General features: G+C 63.4%; 16 protein-coding genes. All 16 read right to left on the reverse strand.

Translation table 11 applies throughout. The features are described from left to right. Positions 1-14 precede the first annotated feature (14 nt). The 16 genes from P5706_RS01915 to P5706_RS01990 all read right to left on the reverse strand — a co-directional run bounded on the left by P5706_RS01915 (position 15) and on the right by P5706_RS01990 (position 15,330). Positions 15-1,241 (reverse strand): beta-ketoacyl-ACP synthase, encoded by a 1,227-nt coding sequence (locus P5706_RS01915; protein WP_285678424.1) that lies wholly within the window; start codon positions 1,239-1,241, stop codon positions 15-17. After that, positions 1,241-1,969, reverse strand: coding sequence for a 3-oxoacyl-ACP reductase FabG (gene fabG, locus P5706_RS01920; protein WP_285678425.1), 729 nt, complete (start codon positions 1,967-1,969; stop codon positions 1,241-1,243). The genes P5706_RS01915 and fabG overlap by 1 nt, the downstream gene beginning before the upstream one ends. Further along, on the reverse strand, positions 1,966-2,427 hold the full coding sequence (locus P5706_RS01925) for a hotdog family protein (RefSeq protein ID WP_285678426.1): 462 nt from the start codon (positions 2,425-2,427) through the stop codon (positions 1,966-1,968). Before P5706_RS01925 ends, fabG begins: the two co-directional genes overlap by 4 nt. Then, positions 2,424-3,590: a beta-ketoacyl-[acyl-carrier-protein] synthase family protein gene (locus tag P5706_RS01930; RefSeq protein WP_285678427.1), complete on the reverse strand. Its 1,167-nt coding sequence runs from the start codon at positions 3,588-3,590 to the stop codon at positions 2,424-2,426. The genes P5706_RS01925 and P5706_RS01930 overlap by 4 nt, the downstream gene beginning before the upstream one ends. Further along, positions 3,587-4,069 carry a hypothetical protein gene (locus P5706_RS01935; protein WP_285678428.1) on the reverse strand — a complete coding sequence of 161 codons (483 nt, stop codon included), beginning with the start codon at positions 4,067-4,069 and terminating at the stop codon, positions 3,587-3,589. The genes P5706_RS01930 and P5706_RS01935 overlap by 4 nt, the downstream gene beginning before the upstream one ends. After that, positions 4,066-4,800, reverse strand: coding sequence for a class I SAM-dependent methyltransferase (locus P5706_RS01940; RefSeq protein ID WP_065930745.1), 735 nt, complete (start codon positions 4,798-4,800; stop codon positions 4,066-4,068). Before P5706_RS01940 ends, P5706_RS01935 begins: the two co-directional genes overlap by 4 nt. Beyond that, the gene (locus P5706_RS01945; RefSeq protein WP_285678429.1) at positions 4,797-6,044 is read right to left on the reverse strand and encodes an NAD(P)/FAD-dependent oxidoreductase; all 1,248 of its coding nucleotides are present in this window, start codon (positions 6,042-6,044) and stop codon (positions 4,797-4,799) included. The genes P5706_RS01940 and P5706_RS01945 overlap by 4 nt, the downstream gene beginning before the upstream one ends. Positions 6,045-6,077: 33 nt before the next feature. Then, positions 6,078-8,390 (reverse strand): MMPL family transporter, encoded by a 2,313-nt coding sequence (locus tag P5706_RS01950; RefSeq protein WP_285678430.1) that lies wholly within the window; start codon positions 8,388-8,390, stop codon positions 6,078-6,080. Continuing rightward, a complete protein-coding gene (locus P5706_RS01955) occupies positions 8,380-9,045 on the reverse strand; it encodes a LolA family protein (protein ID WP_285682636.1) in 666 nt (221 codons plus the stop codon). The genes P5706_RS01950 and P5706_RS01955 overlap by 11 nt, the downstream gene beginning before the upstream one ends. A 44-nt stretch (positions 9,046-9,089) precedes the next feature. Further along, a complete protein-coding gene (locus tag P5706_RS01960; protein WP_285678431.1) occupies positions 9,090-9,515 on the reverse strand; it encodes an acyl-CoA thioesterase in 426 nt (141 codons plus the stop codon). Beyond that, a complete protein-coding gene (locus P5706_RS01965) occupies positions 9,508-11,049 on the reverse strand; it encodes an HAL/PAL/TAL family ammonia-lyase (RefSeq protein ID WP_285678432.1) in 1,542 nt (513 codons plus the stop codon). The genes P5706_RS01960 and P5706_RS01965 overlap by 8 nt, the downstream gene beginning before the upstream one ends. Beyond that, the gene (locus P5706_RS01970) at positions 11,033-11,968 is read right to left on the reverse strand and encodes a lysophospholipid acyltransferase family protein (protein ID WP_285678433.1); all 936 of its coding nucleotides are present in this window, start codon (positions 11,966-11,968) and stop codon (positions 11,033-11,035) included. The genes P5706_RS01965 and P5706_RS01970 overlap by 17 nt, the downstream gene beginning before the upstream one ends. Beyond that, positions 11,965-12,699 carry a glycosyltransferase family 2 protein gene (locus P5706_RS01975; RefSeq protein WP_285678434.1) on the reverse strand — a complete coding sequence of 245 codons (735 nt, stop codon included), beginning with the start codon at positions 12,697-12,699 and terminating at the stop codon, positions 11,965-11,967. Before P5706_RS01975 ends, P5706_RS01970 begins: the two co-directional genes overlap by 4 nt. Before the next feature lie 167 nt (positions 12,700-12,866). Next, complete coding sequence (locus P5706_RS01980) at positions 12,867-14,537, reverse strand: ApeI family dehydratase (RefSeq protein ID WP_285678435.1); 1,671 nt, start codon at positions 14,535-14,537, stop codon at positions 12,867-12,869. After that, a complete protein-coding gene (locus tag P5706_RS01985; RefSeq protein WP_285678436.1) occupies positions 14,534-15,079 on the reverse strand; it encodes a COG4648 family protein in 546 nt (181 codons plus the stop codon). Before P5706_RS01985 ends, P5706_RS01980 begins: the two co-directional genes overlap by 4 nt. Then, a complete protein-coding gene (locus P5706_RS01990; RefSeq protein WP_138817182.1) occupies positions 15,076-15,330 on the reverse strand; it encodes an acyl carrier protein in 255 nt (84 codons plus the stop codon). Before P5706_RS01990 ends, P5706_RS01985 begins: the two co-directional genes overlap by 4 nt. Between the last annotated feature and the right edge of the window lie 5 nt (positions 15,331-15,335).

Consider the following 15,335-nt stretch of genomic DNA (forward strand, 5'->3'; position numbering starts at 1 on the left):
CAATCAATTAAAAATCAGCACCAGCGGCGAAAGATCAACGAAGTGTTGACGCCGCCAAAGGCAAAGTTGTTGTTCATCACGTAGTCGTTGTGCATTTCGCGAAACCCACCTTGCAGGTAATCCAGCTCGCCGCATTGCGGGTCGACGGCGTCCAGGTTGAAGGTGTGCACATACTGGTCGCGGTTCATCATTTCGATGCTGAACCACGATTCCAACGCGCCGCACGCGCCCAAGGTGTGGCCCAGGAAGCTCTTCTGCGAACTGATCGGCATGCGGCTGCCGAACAGGCTGCTGGTGGCCAGCGTCTCGGCGATGTCGCCTTGGTCGGTGGCGGTGCCATGGTCGTTGACGTAGCCGATGGCGGATGGCTCAAGCCCGGCATCTTCCAGCGCCAGCTCCATGGCACGGCGCATGGTTTTCTGCTCCGGGCGCGTGGTGTGCTGGCCGTCGGCGTTGCTGCCGAAGCCCACCAGTTCGGCGTGGATATGCGCACCGCGCGCCAGGGCGTGTTCCAGTTCTTCGAGTACCAACATGCCGCCGCCTTCGCCGATCACCAGGCCGTCGCGGCCGCTGTCGTAAGGGCGTGGGCTGGTCTGTGGCGCATCGTTTTTAAGGCTGGTGGCGTACAGCGCGTCGAACACCATGGCTTCGGTGGGGCACAGCTCTTCGGCGCCGCCGGCAAGCATCAACGGCAAGCGGCCGAACTTGATCGCCTCGTAGGCGTAGCCGATGCCCTGGCTGCCGCTGGTGCAGGCGCTGGAGGTTGGGATCAGCCGCCCGGTGAGGCCAAAGAAGATGCTGATATTTGCCGCCGTGGTGTGCGGCATCATGCGCACATAGGAGTTGGCATTCAGCCCCTCGGCCACCGAGTTCAGCAGCATATTGCCGAATGCCTTGATCTCATCGGTGCTGCCGGTGGACGAACCACAGGCCACGCCCATGCGCCCGTCCTTGATGGATTCGTCTCCCAGCAAGCCGGCATCCTGCAACGCTTGCTCCGCCGCCCACACCGCCAGGCGTGAGACGCGGCCCATGCTGCGCAGTTGCTTGCGCGTCCAGTGCGCAGGCACGACGAAATCATCGATAGGCCCGGCCAGGCGCGTGTTCAATTCGGTAAAACGGTCCCACTCATCCATGCGCCGAATACCGCTGCGGTTGGCGCGAAAGTTGGCGGCGATGGTGTCCCAATCGCTGCCCAGGGAGGTCATGCCGGCCATGCCGGTGACGACGACGCGTTTCATCAGCACAAGCCCCCATTCACGGCCAGCACTTGGCGCGTGATATAGCCGGCTTCGGCCGACATCAGGAAGTTCACCGCACCGGCGACTTCTTCCGGGGTGCCCATGCGTTGCGCCGGGATCATCTTCATCAGCTCTTCAACCGGCACGTTTTCATCCAGCATCGCCGTGTCGATCAACCCGGGTGCCACGCAGTTGACGGTGATCTTGCGCTTGCCCAGTTCAATCGCCAGCGCCTTGGCTGCGCCGATCAAACCGGCTTTGGAGGCGCTGTAGTTGACCTGGCCACGGTTGCCGATCAAACCGGAAACCGAGGTGATACAGACGATACGGCCAGCCGCGCGACGACGAATCATCGGCATCATCACCGGGTGCAGCACGTTGTAGAAACCATCCAGATTGGTGCGCATTACCACATCCCAATCGTCTTCCGACAACGCCGGGAACGCACCGTCACGGGTCAGGCCGGCGTTGAGCACCACGCCGTAATAGGCGCCATGCTGCTCCACGTCGGCCTCAAGGATTTGCTTGCAGCTGGCGCGATCCGCCACATCAAATTGCAGCACCCGTGCCTTGCGACCCACTGCCTCGATCTCGACTTTTACCGCGTCCGCTTCAGCGCGGCCAATGCGGCAATGCAGCACGATGTCATGCCCGGCCTGGGCCAGGCGCAGGGCAATGGCGCGGCCGATGCCACGGCTGGAGCCGGTGACCAGTACGGATTCAGTCATGGCGTTGCGTCCTTCGGTTCTTCTAAATAGTTGGCCGCCTGGGGCGGTCGAAATACGTTCAAGCGTGCGCTGGCCTGGATACCGTCGCCGGTGAGGTGGCATTCGAACACACCCATGCCGTTGTCGTCTTCCAGCGAGCGCAGGCCGTGGATGCGCAGCTCGGCACCGGCCGGGAAGTGCTCCACGTTGCATTCAAATTTGCGCGTGCCGAGCAGGAAACCCAGTTCCACTGCCTCGCCGTTCTGGCGCGCGCGGCAACCGGCATAGGCGGCGACGCTTTGCGCCATCAGCTCAATGCCGACCCAGGCTGGCAGGCTGCCGTCCGGCCGGTTGAGCAGGCCTCCGGGCTTGACGGTGGCGCGGGTGTGAACCTGCTCTTCATCGAACGACAGCACCTGGTCGATCAGGATCATGTCACCCGCATGGGGCAGCAGCTCGGCGAGTGGCCAATCGATCATGGGGCCTCCGCGATTATCAGGCTGACGTTATTGCCGCCGAAAGCAAACGAGTTGCTCATCAGGCAGCGTTTTTTCAAGGTGTCGCCGGTCTGTGCCCACTGCAGCGCGGGCAGCGCCGGATCGGCTTGGCCGTCCCACACATGCGGCGGCACACGGTCATGCATCAGGCTCAACCAGCAGAACGCCGCTTCCAGCGCGCCTGCGGCACCGAGGGTGTGGCCGCTCATGGGCTTGGTCGACGAACACGCTACGCCTTGAGGAAACAGGCTGGCGACGGCCAGGCTTTCCATGGCGTCGTTGTGCTGCGTGGCGGTGCCGTGCAGGTTCAGGTAACCGATGTGTTCCGGTTCAAGTTTGGCACTGGTCAGCGCCTTGCGCATCGCCAGCAACGCACCTTTGCCGGTGGGCTCGGGCGCGGAGATATGGTGCGCATCGCAACTGGCGCCGCTGCCGAGCAAGGCAATCGGCGCAGGCGTTTTAGTCATCAGAAACAGCACTGCCGCTTCGCCGATATTGATGCCGTTGCGGTGCACCGAAAACGGATTGCAACGCTCGCTGGCGACCGCTTCCAGCGAGGTAAAGCCGTTCAGCGTCAGCTTGCACAAACTGTCGACGCCGCCGCAGACCACCGCATCACATACACCCAGGTCGAGCAGGCGCTGGGCGCTCATCAACGCACGGGCGCTGGAAGTGCAAGCAGTAGAAATCACATAGGCCGGGCCGCTGACGTGCAACCAATCGGCGAGAAAATTTGCTGGTGCGCTGAGTTCCTGTTGCTGGTAGTCATAGTCGCCTGGGAACTGTTGCTCACGCAGGTAATGCGCGATGCCGCGACTGGCTTCATCGATGCCCGAAGTGCTGGTGCCCAGCACAATGCCAACCCGCGAAGCGCCGTAGGTGTGGATCGCCTGGCGCAGCTCGCTTTCGATCTGCAAGGCCGCTTCCAGCAGCAACTGGTTATTACGGCTGCGTTGCGGGTATAGCTCGGCCGGGATTGCCACCAGCTCGCTGCGCACACCGCCCACCGGCAGCACGCGCTCTGGCACCCAACCGCTTTCGGCGCGCATACCGGAACAATCGCCGGCAAACAGGCTGCGGCTGACTTCAGCCTGGCCGCGGCCCAGGGCGCAGATCACGCCCAGGGCATTCAGGTAAGCCGTCATCGCGTCGCCCCCAGTGGGGTAATGCGGTAGCTCAACGGCTGGCCCGCCATGTTCACGCTGAACACCTCGGAGGACTGATAGACGATCTGCCAATGCCCCGGCAGCGTGCGCGTCAGGTCCATCGCCTGGGCACGCGGGTACAGTGTGGGCACGTCATCGGCCGAGGTCAGCGCAAACAACAGCGCCGCAAACAGCTCACGCGCCTGCGGATTGGGTGGCAGCAAGCCGTCGGCCTGCCACTGGCCATTGATCAGCTTTTGCCGGGCCTGGGGAATGCCCAGCGGGTCCATCATCGACCAGCGAATGGCCGCGCCTTCGCGCTGGATTACCAGCAGCCAATCCTGGGTTTGGCCGTCGGCGCGGCGCTGCACGTGCAGTTGCATTGGCAGGGCCAGGGCCGGGGTTTTTTCGGGCAGCGGCGGCTGGCTGACGCAGGCGCTCAGCAGCAACAGGCAACCCATCAGCAGCATGCGGATCATGTTTCGGCGCTCGCTAAAGGTTTACGCGCCACGCAGTTGACCAGAGTTTCTTCGCGCTGGCCAACCGGTGGTGGGCTGCGCAGGCCCCAGCGTTCCAGCAGGCCGAAATCGCTGGAGCGGCTCCACCACAAATACGGGTACGAAACGTTCTGCGGGCCGAACTCAAAACCCTGCTCGCGCAACATCTCCAGGTATTCTTCAGCGCTCTTCTGCACATGCATCGGGTGGCGGAACAGCCAGCGAATCACCCAAGTGTCGATGTAGGCTTCGGTGGACTCGGCAAACAGCAGATAGCCGCCCGGTTTGAGCACGCGATAGAACTCTTTTAAGGCGCGATGCTGTTCAACCAGATGGTGGAAGGTCTGGTGGCAGAACAGGATATCGACGCTTGCGTCCGGCACCTGCAGCGTGGCGCAGTCGCTGCCGATCAGCTCAATGGCCAAGCCTTGGCGCTTGGCTTCCGCCTGGCTCAGCTCAAGGCTGTGCGGGTCGGCATCCAGGCCGATCAAGCGCTGTGGCGCGAACACCTGCTGCAAATACTGGAACGACTTGCCCTGGCCGCAACCGGCGTCCAGCAGCACCGGCGCCACCGGCAGCGGGTCGGTGAACAAGCTGCGCAGGTCGTTGATCGCCACGCGCAAGACGTGGTGCTGCCAGGTGTGGCTGCGCAGGAACCAGAAGCCGAACCGGGTTTCTTCGACGTAGTTTTTACTCAGGTATTGGCTACTCATACTGGCTCATCCGCGCAAATTTCCGACAGCATCCGCAGGCGCCGCTTGGGCTCGCTGACAAACGGGTTGCGCTCATCCCAGGCGTAACCGGCGAGGATCGAGCTGATCATCCGGCGAATCTCGGGTGAGCTGCCTGGGTGAAAAATCACGTCCTGGAAGGTGCCTGCATACCAGCCTTCGACATAGCAACGGAAGGTGTCGACCCCACGTTTCAGCGGCTCGGCAAACTCGGTTTGCCAGTCGACGGTTTCGCCCTTGAGTTGGCGACTGAGCAAACCCGCCGCCATGCTCGCCGAGCGCATGGCGATGGTCACGCCCGAAGAGAACACCGGGTCGAGGAATTCCGCCGCATTGCCCAGTAGCGCAAAACCCGGACCATGCAGGGTTTTGACGTTGGCCGAATAGCCGGCGAGGGTGCGCGCAGGCGTATCCCACACGGCGTGTTGAAGCACACCGGCGAGGCTTGGCGTCTCAGCGATAAAGCCGCGCAGGCAAGCATCGAGATCGCTGTCGCGGCCCTCAAAGTGTTCTTTCGCAGCGACCACGCCTACCGAGCAGCGGCCATTACTGAACGGGATGGTCCAGAACCAGATATCGCGCTGGGTCGGGTGAGTGGTGACGAGGATTTTGCTGCGATCAAAACCTGGGTGTGTGATGTGATCTTCAACGTGGGTAAACACCGCCTGGCGCACCGGGAAATTCGACGGCGCTTCCAGGTCCAGCAGGCGCGACAACACACGGCCGTAGCCGCTGGCATCGAGCACGAATTTGGCCTTGAGGTGATACTCGCTGCCATTCTCGCGACGCACGTGCAGGTAGCGGCTTTCGCCGGCGAAATCCACGCCGACGATGCTTTCGCCGTAGCGAATCTCTACGCCTTGCAGTGCTGCCTGATCAGCCAGCAACTTGTCGAACTCGCCGCGTTGCACCTGGAAGGTGGTGGGCTTGCCGTTGCTGAAGGTGTCACCGAAATCAAACGCACTGTAGCGCTCGCCCCAGGCGAACGCCGCGCCGGTTTTTACCTGGAAACCCGCGGCCTGTACGGCGTCGAGCATGCCGGCTTCTTCGATAAAGTCGATGCAGTGCGACAGCAGGCTTTCGCCAATCGAGAAACGCGGGAAATGCTCGCGCTCGATAATCAATACATCATGCCCGTTGCGCTTTAACAGCGTGGCGGCGATAGCGCCGGATGGCCCGGCACCGATCACCACCACCTGGCGACGTTCCATTTCAACTGTGGGCACGAGGGCTCCTTGCCACTTTGGCGATTAACTCATTCATAAGGCGTGCTTCTGATGCCCGGCCCAAGGCGCCAGCATAAAGCTGAACGCCAGGCCAAGGCTGACCGACAGGCCGAAATTACTCACGGCGGGTGTACTCGAGACTGCCAACAGGCCAAACGACAACCAGGTCGTCAGCGCCGCCAGCAGCGTACCTAAAAGACTCACGGCCGCGCCGCCGATCTGCTCGCGCATCAAGATCGCATAGTCGACGCTGATGGCGGTGACCAACAGCAGGCCGAACAGGCTGAACAGGGTCAGCGGCTGGCCCAGCCAACCGAGGCTGGCGAGGCTGCACAAGGCGGCGAGCAACGGCAGGGCGACAATACGCAACGCGCCGCCAAAACCGAATGGCAAAATCAGCAACAGCACGATCAGCACACACGACATCAACTTCAATTCAGCCGCGCTGATCTGCGTGTCGGCAAACACTCGGTTCAAATCGCCCAGACGGTCGACCAGTTGCACGCCCGGTAAATCCATGGCCTGCACGCGCAACAGCGCCGGGTTGTTCAGGCCTTGCAGGCTGACCATCGCCGCTACGCCGCCGTCCACTGGCCCCAGCCACAAGGTGCGCCAAGGCTCAGCCAATGGGCCAACCAGCGCGGCGTCGATGTCTTCGGTGGGCAGCGCTTGCAGTTGCGTGACTTCGGCTTGCAGTGCGCTGGCCGGCACGCCCAGGTCCAGCAATGGCTGCCAGTGCTGCGCGAGGTTGTTCAGCGCAGCACGCAGTTGTTGCTGCTCAGCCGGCAGGCTCACAAGCTGGTTGAGCGCCAGGTAGCCTTGCAGCTTGCCCATGTTCACCAACTGATCCAGGCGTTCGCCCAAGGCGGCCTGGCGTTCCAGCAACTGCTGCTGGTTGTCGGCGCGCACCAGGAAAAACTGGCTGGTGGGCTGAAACCCGGTGATACGCGCCACGGCCTGTGCTTCTTGCAGCAATTGCGGCGGGGCGCCGATCCATTGGCGGATATCGTTTTTACTGTTCAAGTGCCACAGGCCGCCCGCGCAAAACAGCAGCAACAGCGCCAGCAGCACCGGGCTGGGCACGCGCTTGAGCAACGCGGCGCGCAATAGCCACAGGCATTCGGCAACCCGCAGCGGCCACTGAGCCGGGCGCAGTTCGACGCCCTTTAGCAGCGCCGGTAGCAGGCACACCGCCGACAGGTAAGCACCGACTAAACCGGCGGCGGAGAACACCGCGATTTGCGTCAGCGCCGGGAACGGCGTCCAGGCCAGCGCCAGGTAGCCAATGCAACTGGTCGCCAGGCTCAGGCTCAGCCCCGGCAAGGTCAGGCGCAAGGCCGGCCAGCTGCGCCACGGTTGCAAGCTCCAGCTTTTGGACAGGTAGTGCAGCGGGTAATCCACCGCCACGCCGATCAGGCTGGAGCCCAGCACCAGGGTCATCACATGCATATGGCCGAACAGCGCCACACAGGCCACCGCGCCAAACAGCATGCCCACCAGCACTGGCACAAACGCCAGCAACACGCGCCAGCGCCGGAACGCCAGCAACAGCAACAACAGGATGCCCAACGTGGCGCCGCCGCCCACCCAGGTGATTTCCCGCGTGGCCTGTTGCTGCCCGTTGGCGGCGTAAAGCAGGCCGCTGGCGGCGAGCAGTTGCGCGCCTTGCTCGCTGGCCTGTTCGCGACTGGCCTGGAGCAGATCCGCCACTTGCAGCGGCAGTTTCATGTCAAAGGCATTGCCGGTAGTGCGCGCACGCATCAGCACCCAACTTTTGCCGTCGGCATCGGCAATCAATGCGCCGCTGCCGATATCCAGCTGCACCGAACCGTGCTGCGGCTGGCTGTTCTGGATGCGCCCCGTGAGGCCCAGCCAGTCGTCCTGGCTCGGCACCAGGCTGAACCCGGTAAAAGGGTCGAACAGTGCTTGCACGCGCTGCTGAATGAACGCGTCGGGCTGTTCGATCAATTGCTCGCGGTCCTTGGCCGAGAGCATTGCCAGCCGACCGCGCAGCAATTGTTCACGCAGGGCGGCCAAGTCGGCTTGCAGGTTCCACTGCACTTTTTCAAACAGCCCGCTGGCTTGCCAGCGATCACCCAGCTGCTGGGCGACGTCCACGGCTTTTTGCCGGTCGGCATGCCCCACCAGCACCAGCATTTCGCGGTTCAGTGGCTCCTGCATGCGCTGTTCGGCCTTGAGTTCCAGTGCATCCGGCGTGCTGCCCGGCACCAGTTCCATCAGGTTGGCCGACAACGGCGCGCCATGGCGCCATTGCCAGCCGGCCAGGGCCAATACCGCCACCAGCAGGATCAGGAACAGGCGCGGCAGCCAGCGCTCACTGGGCAAAGTCGTGTTGCTCCGATTCGCTCAACGGTTGGCCGGCCGTGCTGTCCTGCATGCGCAGCACGGTGCTGTCGCCCTGGGTTTCGAGCAGTTCGATTTTTTGCACCAGCTCGCCGCCGTCGATATTGATCTGGGTGAATACCTGCTTGAGCAGCAGCGAGCGTGGCACCAGCGTCAGCTTCCACTGCTGGGCTTCGCCTTGCAGCTGCAAGTCGAAATCGCGCTGCAAGCCACTGCTGTCGCCCTGGAGTACGGCGAGGAACAGGCGATTCTGCTCGGCGGCGGCGCTCTTGTTCGGCAGCAATTGCCAGCCATTGGCGTCACGCCGAGCGATGCCTTGGGCGCTGATGCGGTAGTCTTGTTGCAGCGGGGTTTTCAGCAGCCACAACAGGCCGTGGTCTTTGGCGAGTACGAACGTGCCTTTGCTGACCAAGGGCTGGGGCAGGGCGCGCAGGTGTTTTTCCTGGATGAAATTGCCGTGGATTACGGAAGGTTTGGCCAGTTGGTCGCTGAGTTGTTGCAGGTCGAAGGCGTGGGCACTGAAACTCAGTAGCAACCCGATCAATGTGGGAGCGGCGGTGCGACGATTCGACTTGCCCGCGATGAACCTGAGGGCGCTGCGCAGTATCAGGCGAAGCGCGTTATCGTTGACGATCATCGCGAGCAAGTCGAATCGTCGCACCGCCGCTCCCACATTAGATCTCATTTCAGGGCTCTCTCTACGGCGTCGGTGAATACTTTTGGCGAGGCCAGCTGCATCTCGCGGCTGGCGATTTCTACCGCCACTTGCACGGTGCTGGCGCGGGTCAGACGCTCGCCGCTGGCCAGGTCGGTGATCAGGTAGTTCACCTTCAAACGGTTCTCCCACTCCACCAAACTGGCGCGCACATTGATGGTCTGGCCGAACATCGCCCCGCGTACGTAGCGCAGCTGCATGTCGATCACCGGCCAGGCGTAGCCGGATTCGAGCATCGCCGTGTAGTTGTGGCCGAGCTTGTCCAGCAACGCGCAGCGCGCCACTTCCAGGTACTTCACGTAATGCCCGTGCCACACCACGTTCATGGTGTCGACATCAAAAAACGGCACGAGGATTTGCGTGTCGCAATGCAACACGCCCTGGCTACGCATGCAGCCTCCAGTGTTGCTCGGCGATACGTTTGAGGCACAGGCGCAGTTCGCCTTCCAGGGCGCGGTCTTCGATCACCGGCGGGAAGTCCTTGGCCAGCGCTTCATGCATGGCCGCCAAGGCCGGTGGCAGTGGGCGCGCGTCTTCAGCCTGAGCGCGCAGCCACACGCCTTGGTTGGCGGCGAGCAAGGTGGCGGCGGCAACCTGTTCGGTCAGCTCCAGCACGCGGATTGCGTCGCGGGCGGCGATGGTGCCCATGCTCACCTTGTCCTGGTTGTGGCACTCGGTGGAGCGCGAGAACACGCTGGCCGGCATGGTGTTTTTCAGCGCTTCGGCGGTCCAGGCGCTGGTACCGATCTGCACGGCCTTGAAGCCGTGGTTGATCATCGCGCGGTCAGCTGGCGCGCCGGACAGGTTGCTCGGCAGGCCATGGTTGTAACGCACGTCCACCAGCAGCGCGAGCTGGCGGTCGAGCAGGTCGGCGACGTTGGCCACCAGGGTTTTGAGGCTGTCCATGGCAAAGGCGATATGCCCGCCGTAGAAGTGCCCGCCGTGCAGCACGCGTTCTGCTTCGGCGTCGATGATCGGGTTGTCATTGGCGCTGTTCAGCTCGATCTCGATGAACGAGCGCAGCCAGTTCAAGCTGTCGGCCAGCACACCCAACACATGCGGTGCGCAGCGCAGCGAGTAGCGATCCTGCAAGCGGTGCAGCGGTGCAGTCGGCGCATCAATCGCCAAGTCCTTGCGCAGCCAGGCGGCCACTTGCATTTGCCCTGGGTGCGGCTTGGCGGCGAACAGGCGCTCGTCGAAGTGTTCCGGGTTGCCTTGCAGCGCCACCACGTTCAACGCGGTGATGCGCGTGGCCAGTTGCAGCAGGTAGTCGGCGCGGGCGAAAGCCAGGCAGGCGAGGCCGGTCATCACGGCGGTGCCGTTCATCAAGGCCAGGGCTTCCTTGGGGCGCAGTACCAGCGGCTCCCAGCCCAGTTCGCGATGCACGTCGGCAGCCTGGCGGCGTTCGCCACGGAACAGCACTTCGCGTTCACCGGACAGGGTCGCGGCCACGTAGGACAGCGGCGTCAGATCACCGCTGGCGCCCACCGAACCTTCTTCCGGGATCAGCGGCAGCACGTCGTGTTCCAGGAACGCATGCAGGCGCTCCAGCAACTCCACACGCACACCGGACACGCCATGGCACAGCGACTGCAAGCGTGCGGCGAGCACGGCGCGGGTGGCCTGTGCGTCGAGCAACTTGCCCAGGCCGCAACCGTGGAAGGTGTAGAGGTGACGCGGCAACGCCTCGACGTGCTGCAACGGCACTGCCACCACGCAGGAGTCGCCGTAGCCGGTGGTCACGCCGTAGATCACGCCTTCCTTGTCCAGCAGCGAGTCGAGGAACTGCGCGCCCTTGGCGATGCGTTGGCGATAGGCAGCGTCATCCTGCAAGTGCGTGGGCGCCTGGCGGTTGGCCAGGGCCAGCACGTCTTCGATTTGCAGGTGGCGTTCGCCAAAAATTACCGGCTCAAGATGCGGGGTCATCGGTCTTCCAGAAAGGGTAAAAGTTGAACCATTGTTGGGGCGCCTCCAGGCAAAACTCGCCCAGGCGTGCGGCGTAGCGGGCGGTCCACTGGGCGATGACGTGCTCGCGGGTGCTGCGCTTCCATTCGATCAATGCGGCGAACGGCTCAATGGTCAGGCGGTAGCGGCCGTTGTGCTTGAGGCACATCAGCAGGTTGACCGGGCATTTAAGCAAGCCGGCCAGCAGCCACGGGCCTTGGGGGAACGCGGCGGCATGCCCGAGAAAATCCACCCGCACCTTGCGCCCGCCGTGCAGGGGCACGCGGTCACCGGCAATCGCCAGCCACTCGCCCTCGTCCAGGCGCTGGCTGAGCAGCAGCATGGTCGCCGGGTCCAGCTCGCTGACCTGAATCAGGCGCAAATGCGTGGCCCCGGCTTCGCCCAGCAGGCGGTTGAATTGTTCGGCGTGTTTGGTGTGTACCAACACGTTCATGGTGACTTGTTCGCCAATCTCTGCGAGTGCGCGGCACACTTCCAGGTTGCCCAAGTGCGCGCCCACCAGCATCTGGCCGCGTTCGCCACGTAACTGCCCGCGTAACTGCGCCGGGTCGTGGATTTCGATCTGTTCGATGCGCAGCTTGCCGTTCCACACGTCGAGCTTGTCGAGCAAGGAGTCGGCGAAGGCCATGAACTGCGCGAACACGCTTTTATGGCCGGGCCGCAACGCATCGCGCCCGCTCCAGTCGGCCAGGCGCTGCTGGTATTCCCAGGCGCTTTGGCGCGCCGTGCGCCCGAACAGGAAAAAGTACAAAACAATGCCGTACAGCACCGGGCTCAGCAGGCGACGCCCCAGCACTTTGGCGGCGAACGCGGTGAGTTTCATCAGCCAGAAGCTGCCGCGCTCTTCGCGGTCGGCCCAGTGTTTGGTGCTGTCGCTCATGCCTGCCACCGTCGCCATAAAATCATTGGCGCGCGCACCAACATGCCGAAGAACAGCCGGGTGTGCATGGCGCTGATGCGCACGTTGTCGCGGAACAGGCGAAAGTGTGACACGCCGTCGGTGGGGTAATGCACCTGAGTTGGCAGCCAGCGCATCGGCTGGTTGCGCCAGGCCAGGCGCACCAGAATGTCGGAGTCGAAATCCATGCGCGTGCCGATATAAGCCGAGTCCATCAACGCCAGGGTAGGCGCCAATGGGTACACGCGAAAACCGCACATAGAGTCGCGAATTTGCAGCGACAGGGTGTTGATCCACACCCACACGTGGGTCAGGTAGCGCGCGTACAAGCGGCCTTTGGGCACGCTGTCGTCGTATTCTGGGTAGCCGCAGATCACCGCGTTTGGGTGCGTGCGCGAGGCGTCGAGGAAACTGTCGACTTCGCGCAGGTCATGCTGGCCGTCGGCGTCGACTTGCAGCGCGTGGGTGTAGCCCAGGCGCGCGGCTTCGCGAAAGCCGGCCATCACGGCGCCGCCTTTGCCTTGGTTGTTTGGCAGGGTCAGCAAGGTGACGTTATTCAGCGTTGCCAGTTGCGCCAATACCGCCGCGCACGCCGGGCTGCTGCCATCATCCACCAGCAGGCACGGCAGGCCGCTGTTCAACAGGCTGTTCACCACGGCGGCTACGGCGGTTTCGTGGTTGTAGACCGGGATAAGGGCGCAGGGGTTATGCATGCTGAACATTCCCAGAATTACCACCACCCTTGTGGCGAGGGAGCGTGCTCCCGCTGGGCTGCGAAGCAGCCCCAATCCAGTCGACTGAGAACATCCTGGTACATTGCGGTGCCTGGGTTGGGAGTGCTTCGCACTCCAGCGGGAGCAAGCTCCCTCGCCACAAGAGCCTATTCACTTGGGGCCTCCAGCACGATCCGGCCGCTGGAGCAGGCTGCGGCGTCGTTGCGGTAGGCGAAGTACAGCTTGCCGCGTTCCGGGTCGAAGCGCAGGTGCAGTTCCACCTGGTCGCCAGGGCGTACCAGTTGCTGGAACTTGAGCACTTCCATCCCGGCAAAGGTCGCGGGTAAATCCAGCAGTTGCTGGCCGAGGTTGAAGGCCCATTCCACCTGCACCACGCCCGGCAGCACCGGCGTGACCGGGAAGTGGCCGCTGAAGTAGGCCAGGTCCGGCGGGATACTCAGTTGCAGGGTCCACTCACCGTTGGCTTCGACTTGCTCCAGCACCTGCGGCGCCTTTGGCCGTGGTGCCAGCAGCAATGCCTCTACGTCAGCCTGGGGCAGTTTGCCCTGGCTGTTCAGCGGCAATTGGCGCAGCAAGCGCCAGCGTCGTGGCAGGGCCAGGGCTTCGCAATGTTGGCTCAAATGTTCGCGCAGGGTTTGGGTGACGGTGCGGCGTCCCTGGTTGCGCAGCGCATGCAGGCCATCGGCGCTCAGCACCACCAGCGCGCCGAGTGAGGCGCGGTTTTCCTGCACCACGCCCAGGCGGGTTTCAGCAACCCAGGCGTGGGTCAGCAGTGCCTGTTCGAGCATGGGCAGGGAGATGCGTTTTTCTTCCAGTTTGACGATGCGATCCAGGCGCCCGAGCAGTTCGAAGCGGCCATCGGAATGAATGCGGGCCGCGTCGGCGGTCTGTTCAATATGCCCGGCTGGCAGGTACGGCGAGGCAATGCGCAGGGCGCCGTCGGTATCCTGGCTCAGCACAACGTCGGCAAATGGCTGCCACGGCTGTGCGCCCTGACGCCAGGCGATGCCGCCGGTTTCCGAGCTGCCGAGGATTTCCGTCGGCCATTGCCGCAAGCGGTCGTACAGGCTGCCGGCGGCTTCCACCGGCAGCGCGCCGCCGGATGAGAACACTCGCGACACTTGGCTCAGTGCGGGCCAGTCGAGGTTGTCGCCCATGCGCTTGAGCAGCGCAGGGCTGGCGACCCAGGCAAATTGCGCATGCTCGCGGCTGGCGCGCTGCATGTCTTCAGGGAAGGCCAGTTGCCTGCGCACAAAGGTGCGACCGGCGCACAGCGGCCACAACACCCGAAACAGCAAGCCGTAGATGTGCTGGGTGGCCACGCTGCCGATGATGCAGGCGTCTTTGAGGTCGGCGCCCCACAGCGCTTCCAGCGCCGCCACTTCGTTGGCCAGTTGGCGCAGGGTCTTGTCGATACGCTTGGGCTCGCCGCTGGAGCCGGAGGTGCACAGGCTCAATTGGCAGGCGTCGAGGTCGAGCGCGGCAGGGCTCAACGGCGCTTGGTACAGCGCGTCCAGATCGGCGGCCTCAACCAGCCAGGCGTCTACGCTGTCGTCCCAGCGTTGGCGGGTCTGCGGTTGCAGGTCGGCAGGCAGCAGCACGCTGACCCCGGCACGCCAAGCGCCCAGCAGGGCAATGGCCAGCACGCCTGCGTCTTCCAGGTGTACCGCCAAGCGCTGGATGCCGCGCGCCTGCAGGCCCGCCGCAAGGCTCAGAGCCTGCTCACACAGTTGGGCGTGATTCATCGCAGGTTCGGTGGTGACCGAACGTTGTTCTAGCGGCTCAAGCAGCAAGTGCTCAAGTTTCAACCCATTCATACGCGGCCTCGAACCCTTTGTCGTACCAGCCATTCCACGGCAAACAGCAGCCCCATCAGCCCGTAGGCGATGAGGCCGTTGTACAACGTCCACCAGCTCAACGGCGCCCACAGCGTGAGGGCGGCGGCGAGCAAGCCATTACACAGAAAAAACACGCTCCACACCACGGTGACCTGGCGCGTGTACACAATTGCTTTGGGCGGCAGCTGCGGGTCGGTCATGCGTGCAAGACGCTCGACCATCGGCGGCCCGTATTTGAGGCTCAAGCCGAACAGCGCCAGCATGAACGCGCTGACCAGGCTTGGGTACCAGCGCAGCCACTGCGGGTTGTCGAACCAGGCCAGCAGCAGGCAGAACACGATCACCACCACGGCCATCCAGCGGCTGCCGGGGCGCCGTGCGCCGGTCAGCGCACGCAACAACCACAAGCTGCCCAGCAGCAAACCGAATTGCCACGGCGCGAAGTGTTCGGTGCCGTAATACACCGCAAAAGGGTACAGCAGCCCCGCCAGCAACGGGCCAAGGCCGATCAGCCGGCTCATGCGGCAGGCTGGACCAGACGGTACACCGCCTCAACCACGTCGTTGACGGTGCGCACCGCCTTGAATTCTTCGGCGGCGATCTTCTTGCCGGTCTTGCGCTTGATATGGTCGATCAGGTCCACAGCGTCGATGCTGTCGATTTCAAGGTCCTGGTACAGGTTGGCGTCGAGGGTGACGCGCTCCGGCGGCAGTTCAAACAGCTCCACCAAGGCATCGCGCAGGGTGTTGAAAATATCGTCACGAGTTTGCATGGTCC

Origin of the sequence: Pseudomonas sp. ChxA, from assembly GCF_030263855.1 — a bacterium.
Taxonomy (GTDB): domain Bacteria; phylum Pseudomonadota; class Gammaproteobacteria; order Pseudomonadales; family Pseudomonadaceae; genus Aquipseudomonas; species Aquipseudomonas fluorescens_CB.

Coding starts and splice junctions, on each gene's coding strand:
- P5706_RS01990 (WP_138817182.1), bottom strand. CDS start 15,330: ATGCAAACTCGTGACGATATTTTCAACACCCTGCGCGATGCCTTGGTG.
- P5706_RS01930 (WP_285678427.1), bottom strand. CDS start 3,590: ATGACGGCTTACCTGAATGCCCTGGGCGTGATCTGCGCCCTGGGCCGC.
- P5706_RS01915 (WP_285678424.1), bottom strand. CDS start 1,241: ATGAAACGCGTCGTCGTCACCGGCATGGCCGGCATGACCTCCCTGGGC.
- P5706_RS01925 (WP_285678426.1), bottom strand. CDS start 2,427: ATGATCGATTGGCCACTCGCCGAGCTGCTGCCCCATGCGGGTGACATG.
- P5706_RS01980 (WP_285678435.1), bottom strand. CDS start 14,537: ATGAATGGGTTGAAACTTGAGCACTTGCTGCTTGAGCCGCTAGAACAA.
- P5706_RS01985 (WP_285678436.1), bottom strand. CDS start 15,079: ATGAGCCGGCTGATCGGCCTTGGCCCGTTGCTGGCGGGGCTGCTGTAC.
- P5706_RS01940 (WP_065930745.1), bottom strand. CDS start 4,800: ATGAGTAGCCAATACCTGAGTAAAAACTACGTCGAAGAAACCCGGTTC.
- P5706_RS01970 (WP_285678433.1), bottom strand. CDS start 11,968: ATGAGCGACAGCACCAAACACTGGGCCGACCGCGAAGAGCGCGGCAGC.
- P5706_RS01935 (WP_285678428.1), bottom strand. CDS start 4,069: ATGATCCGCATGCTGCTGATGGGTTGCCTGTTGCTGCTGAGCGCCTGC.
- P5706_RS01955 (WP_285682636.1), bottom strand. CDS start 9,045: ATGATCGTCAACGATAACGCGCTTCGCCTGATACTGCGCAGCGCCCTC.
- P5706_RS01965 (WP_285678432.1), bottom strand. CDS start 11,049: ATGACCCCGCATCTTGAGCCGGTAATTTTTGGCGAACGCCACCTGCAA.
- fabG (WP_285678425.1), bottom strand. CDS start 1,969: ATGACTGAATCCGTACTGGTCACCGGCTCCAGCCGTGGCATCGGCCGC.
- P5706_RS01960 (WP_285678431.1), bottom strand. CDS start 9,515: ATGCGTAGCCAGGGCGTGTTGCATTGCGACACGCAAATCCTCGTGCCG.
- P5706_RS01975 (WP_285678434.1), bottom strand. CDS start 12,699: ATGCATAACCCCTGCGCCCTTATCCCGGTCTACAACCACGAAACCGCC.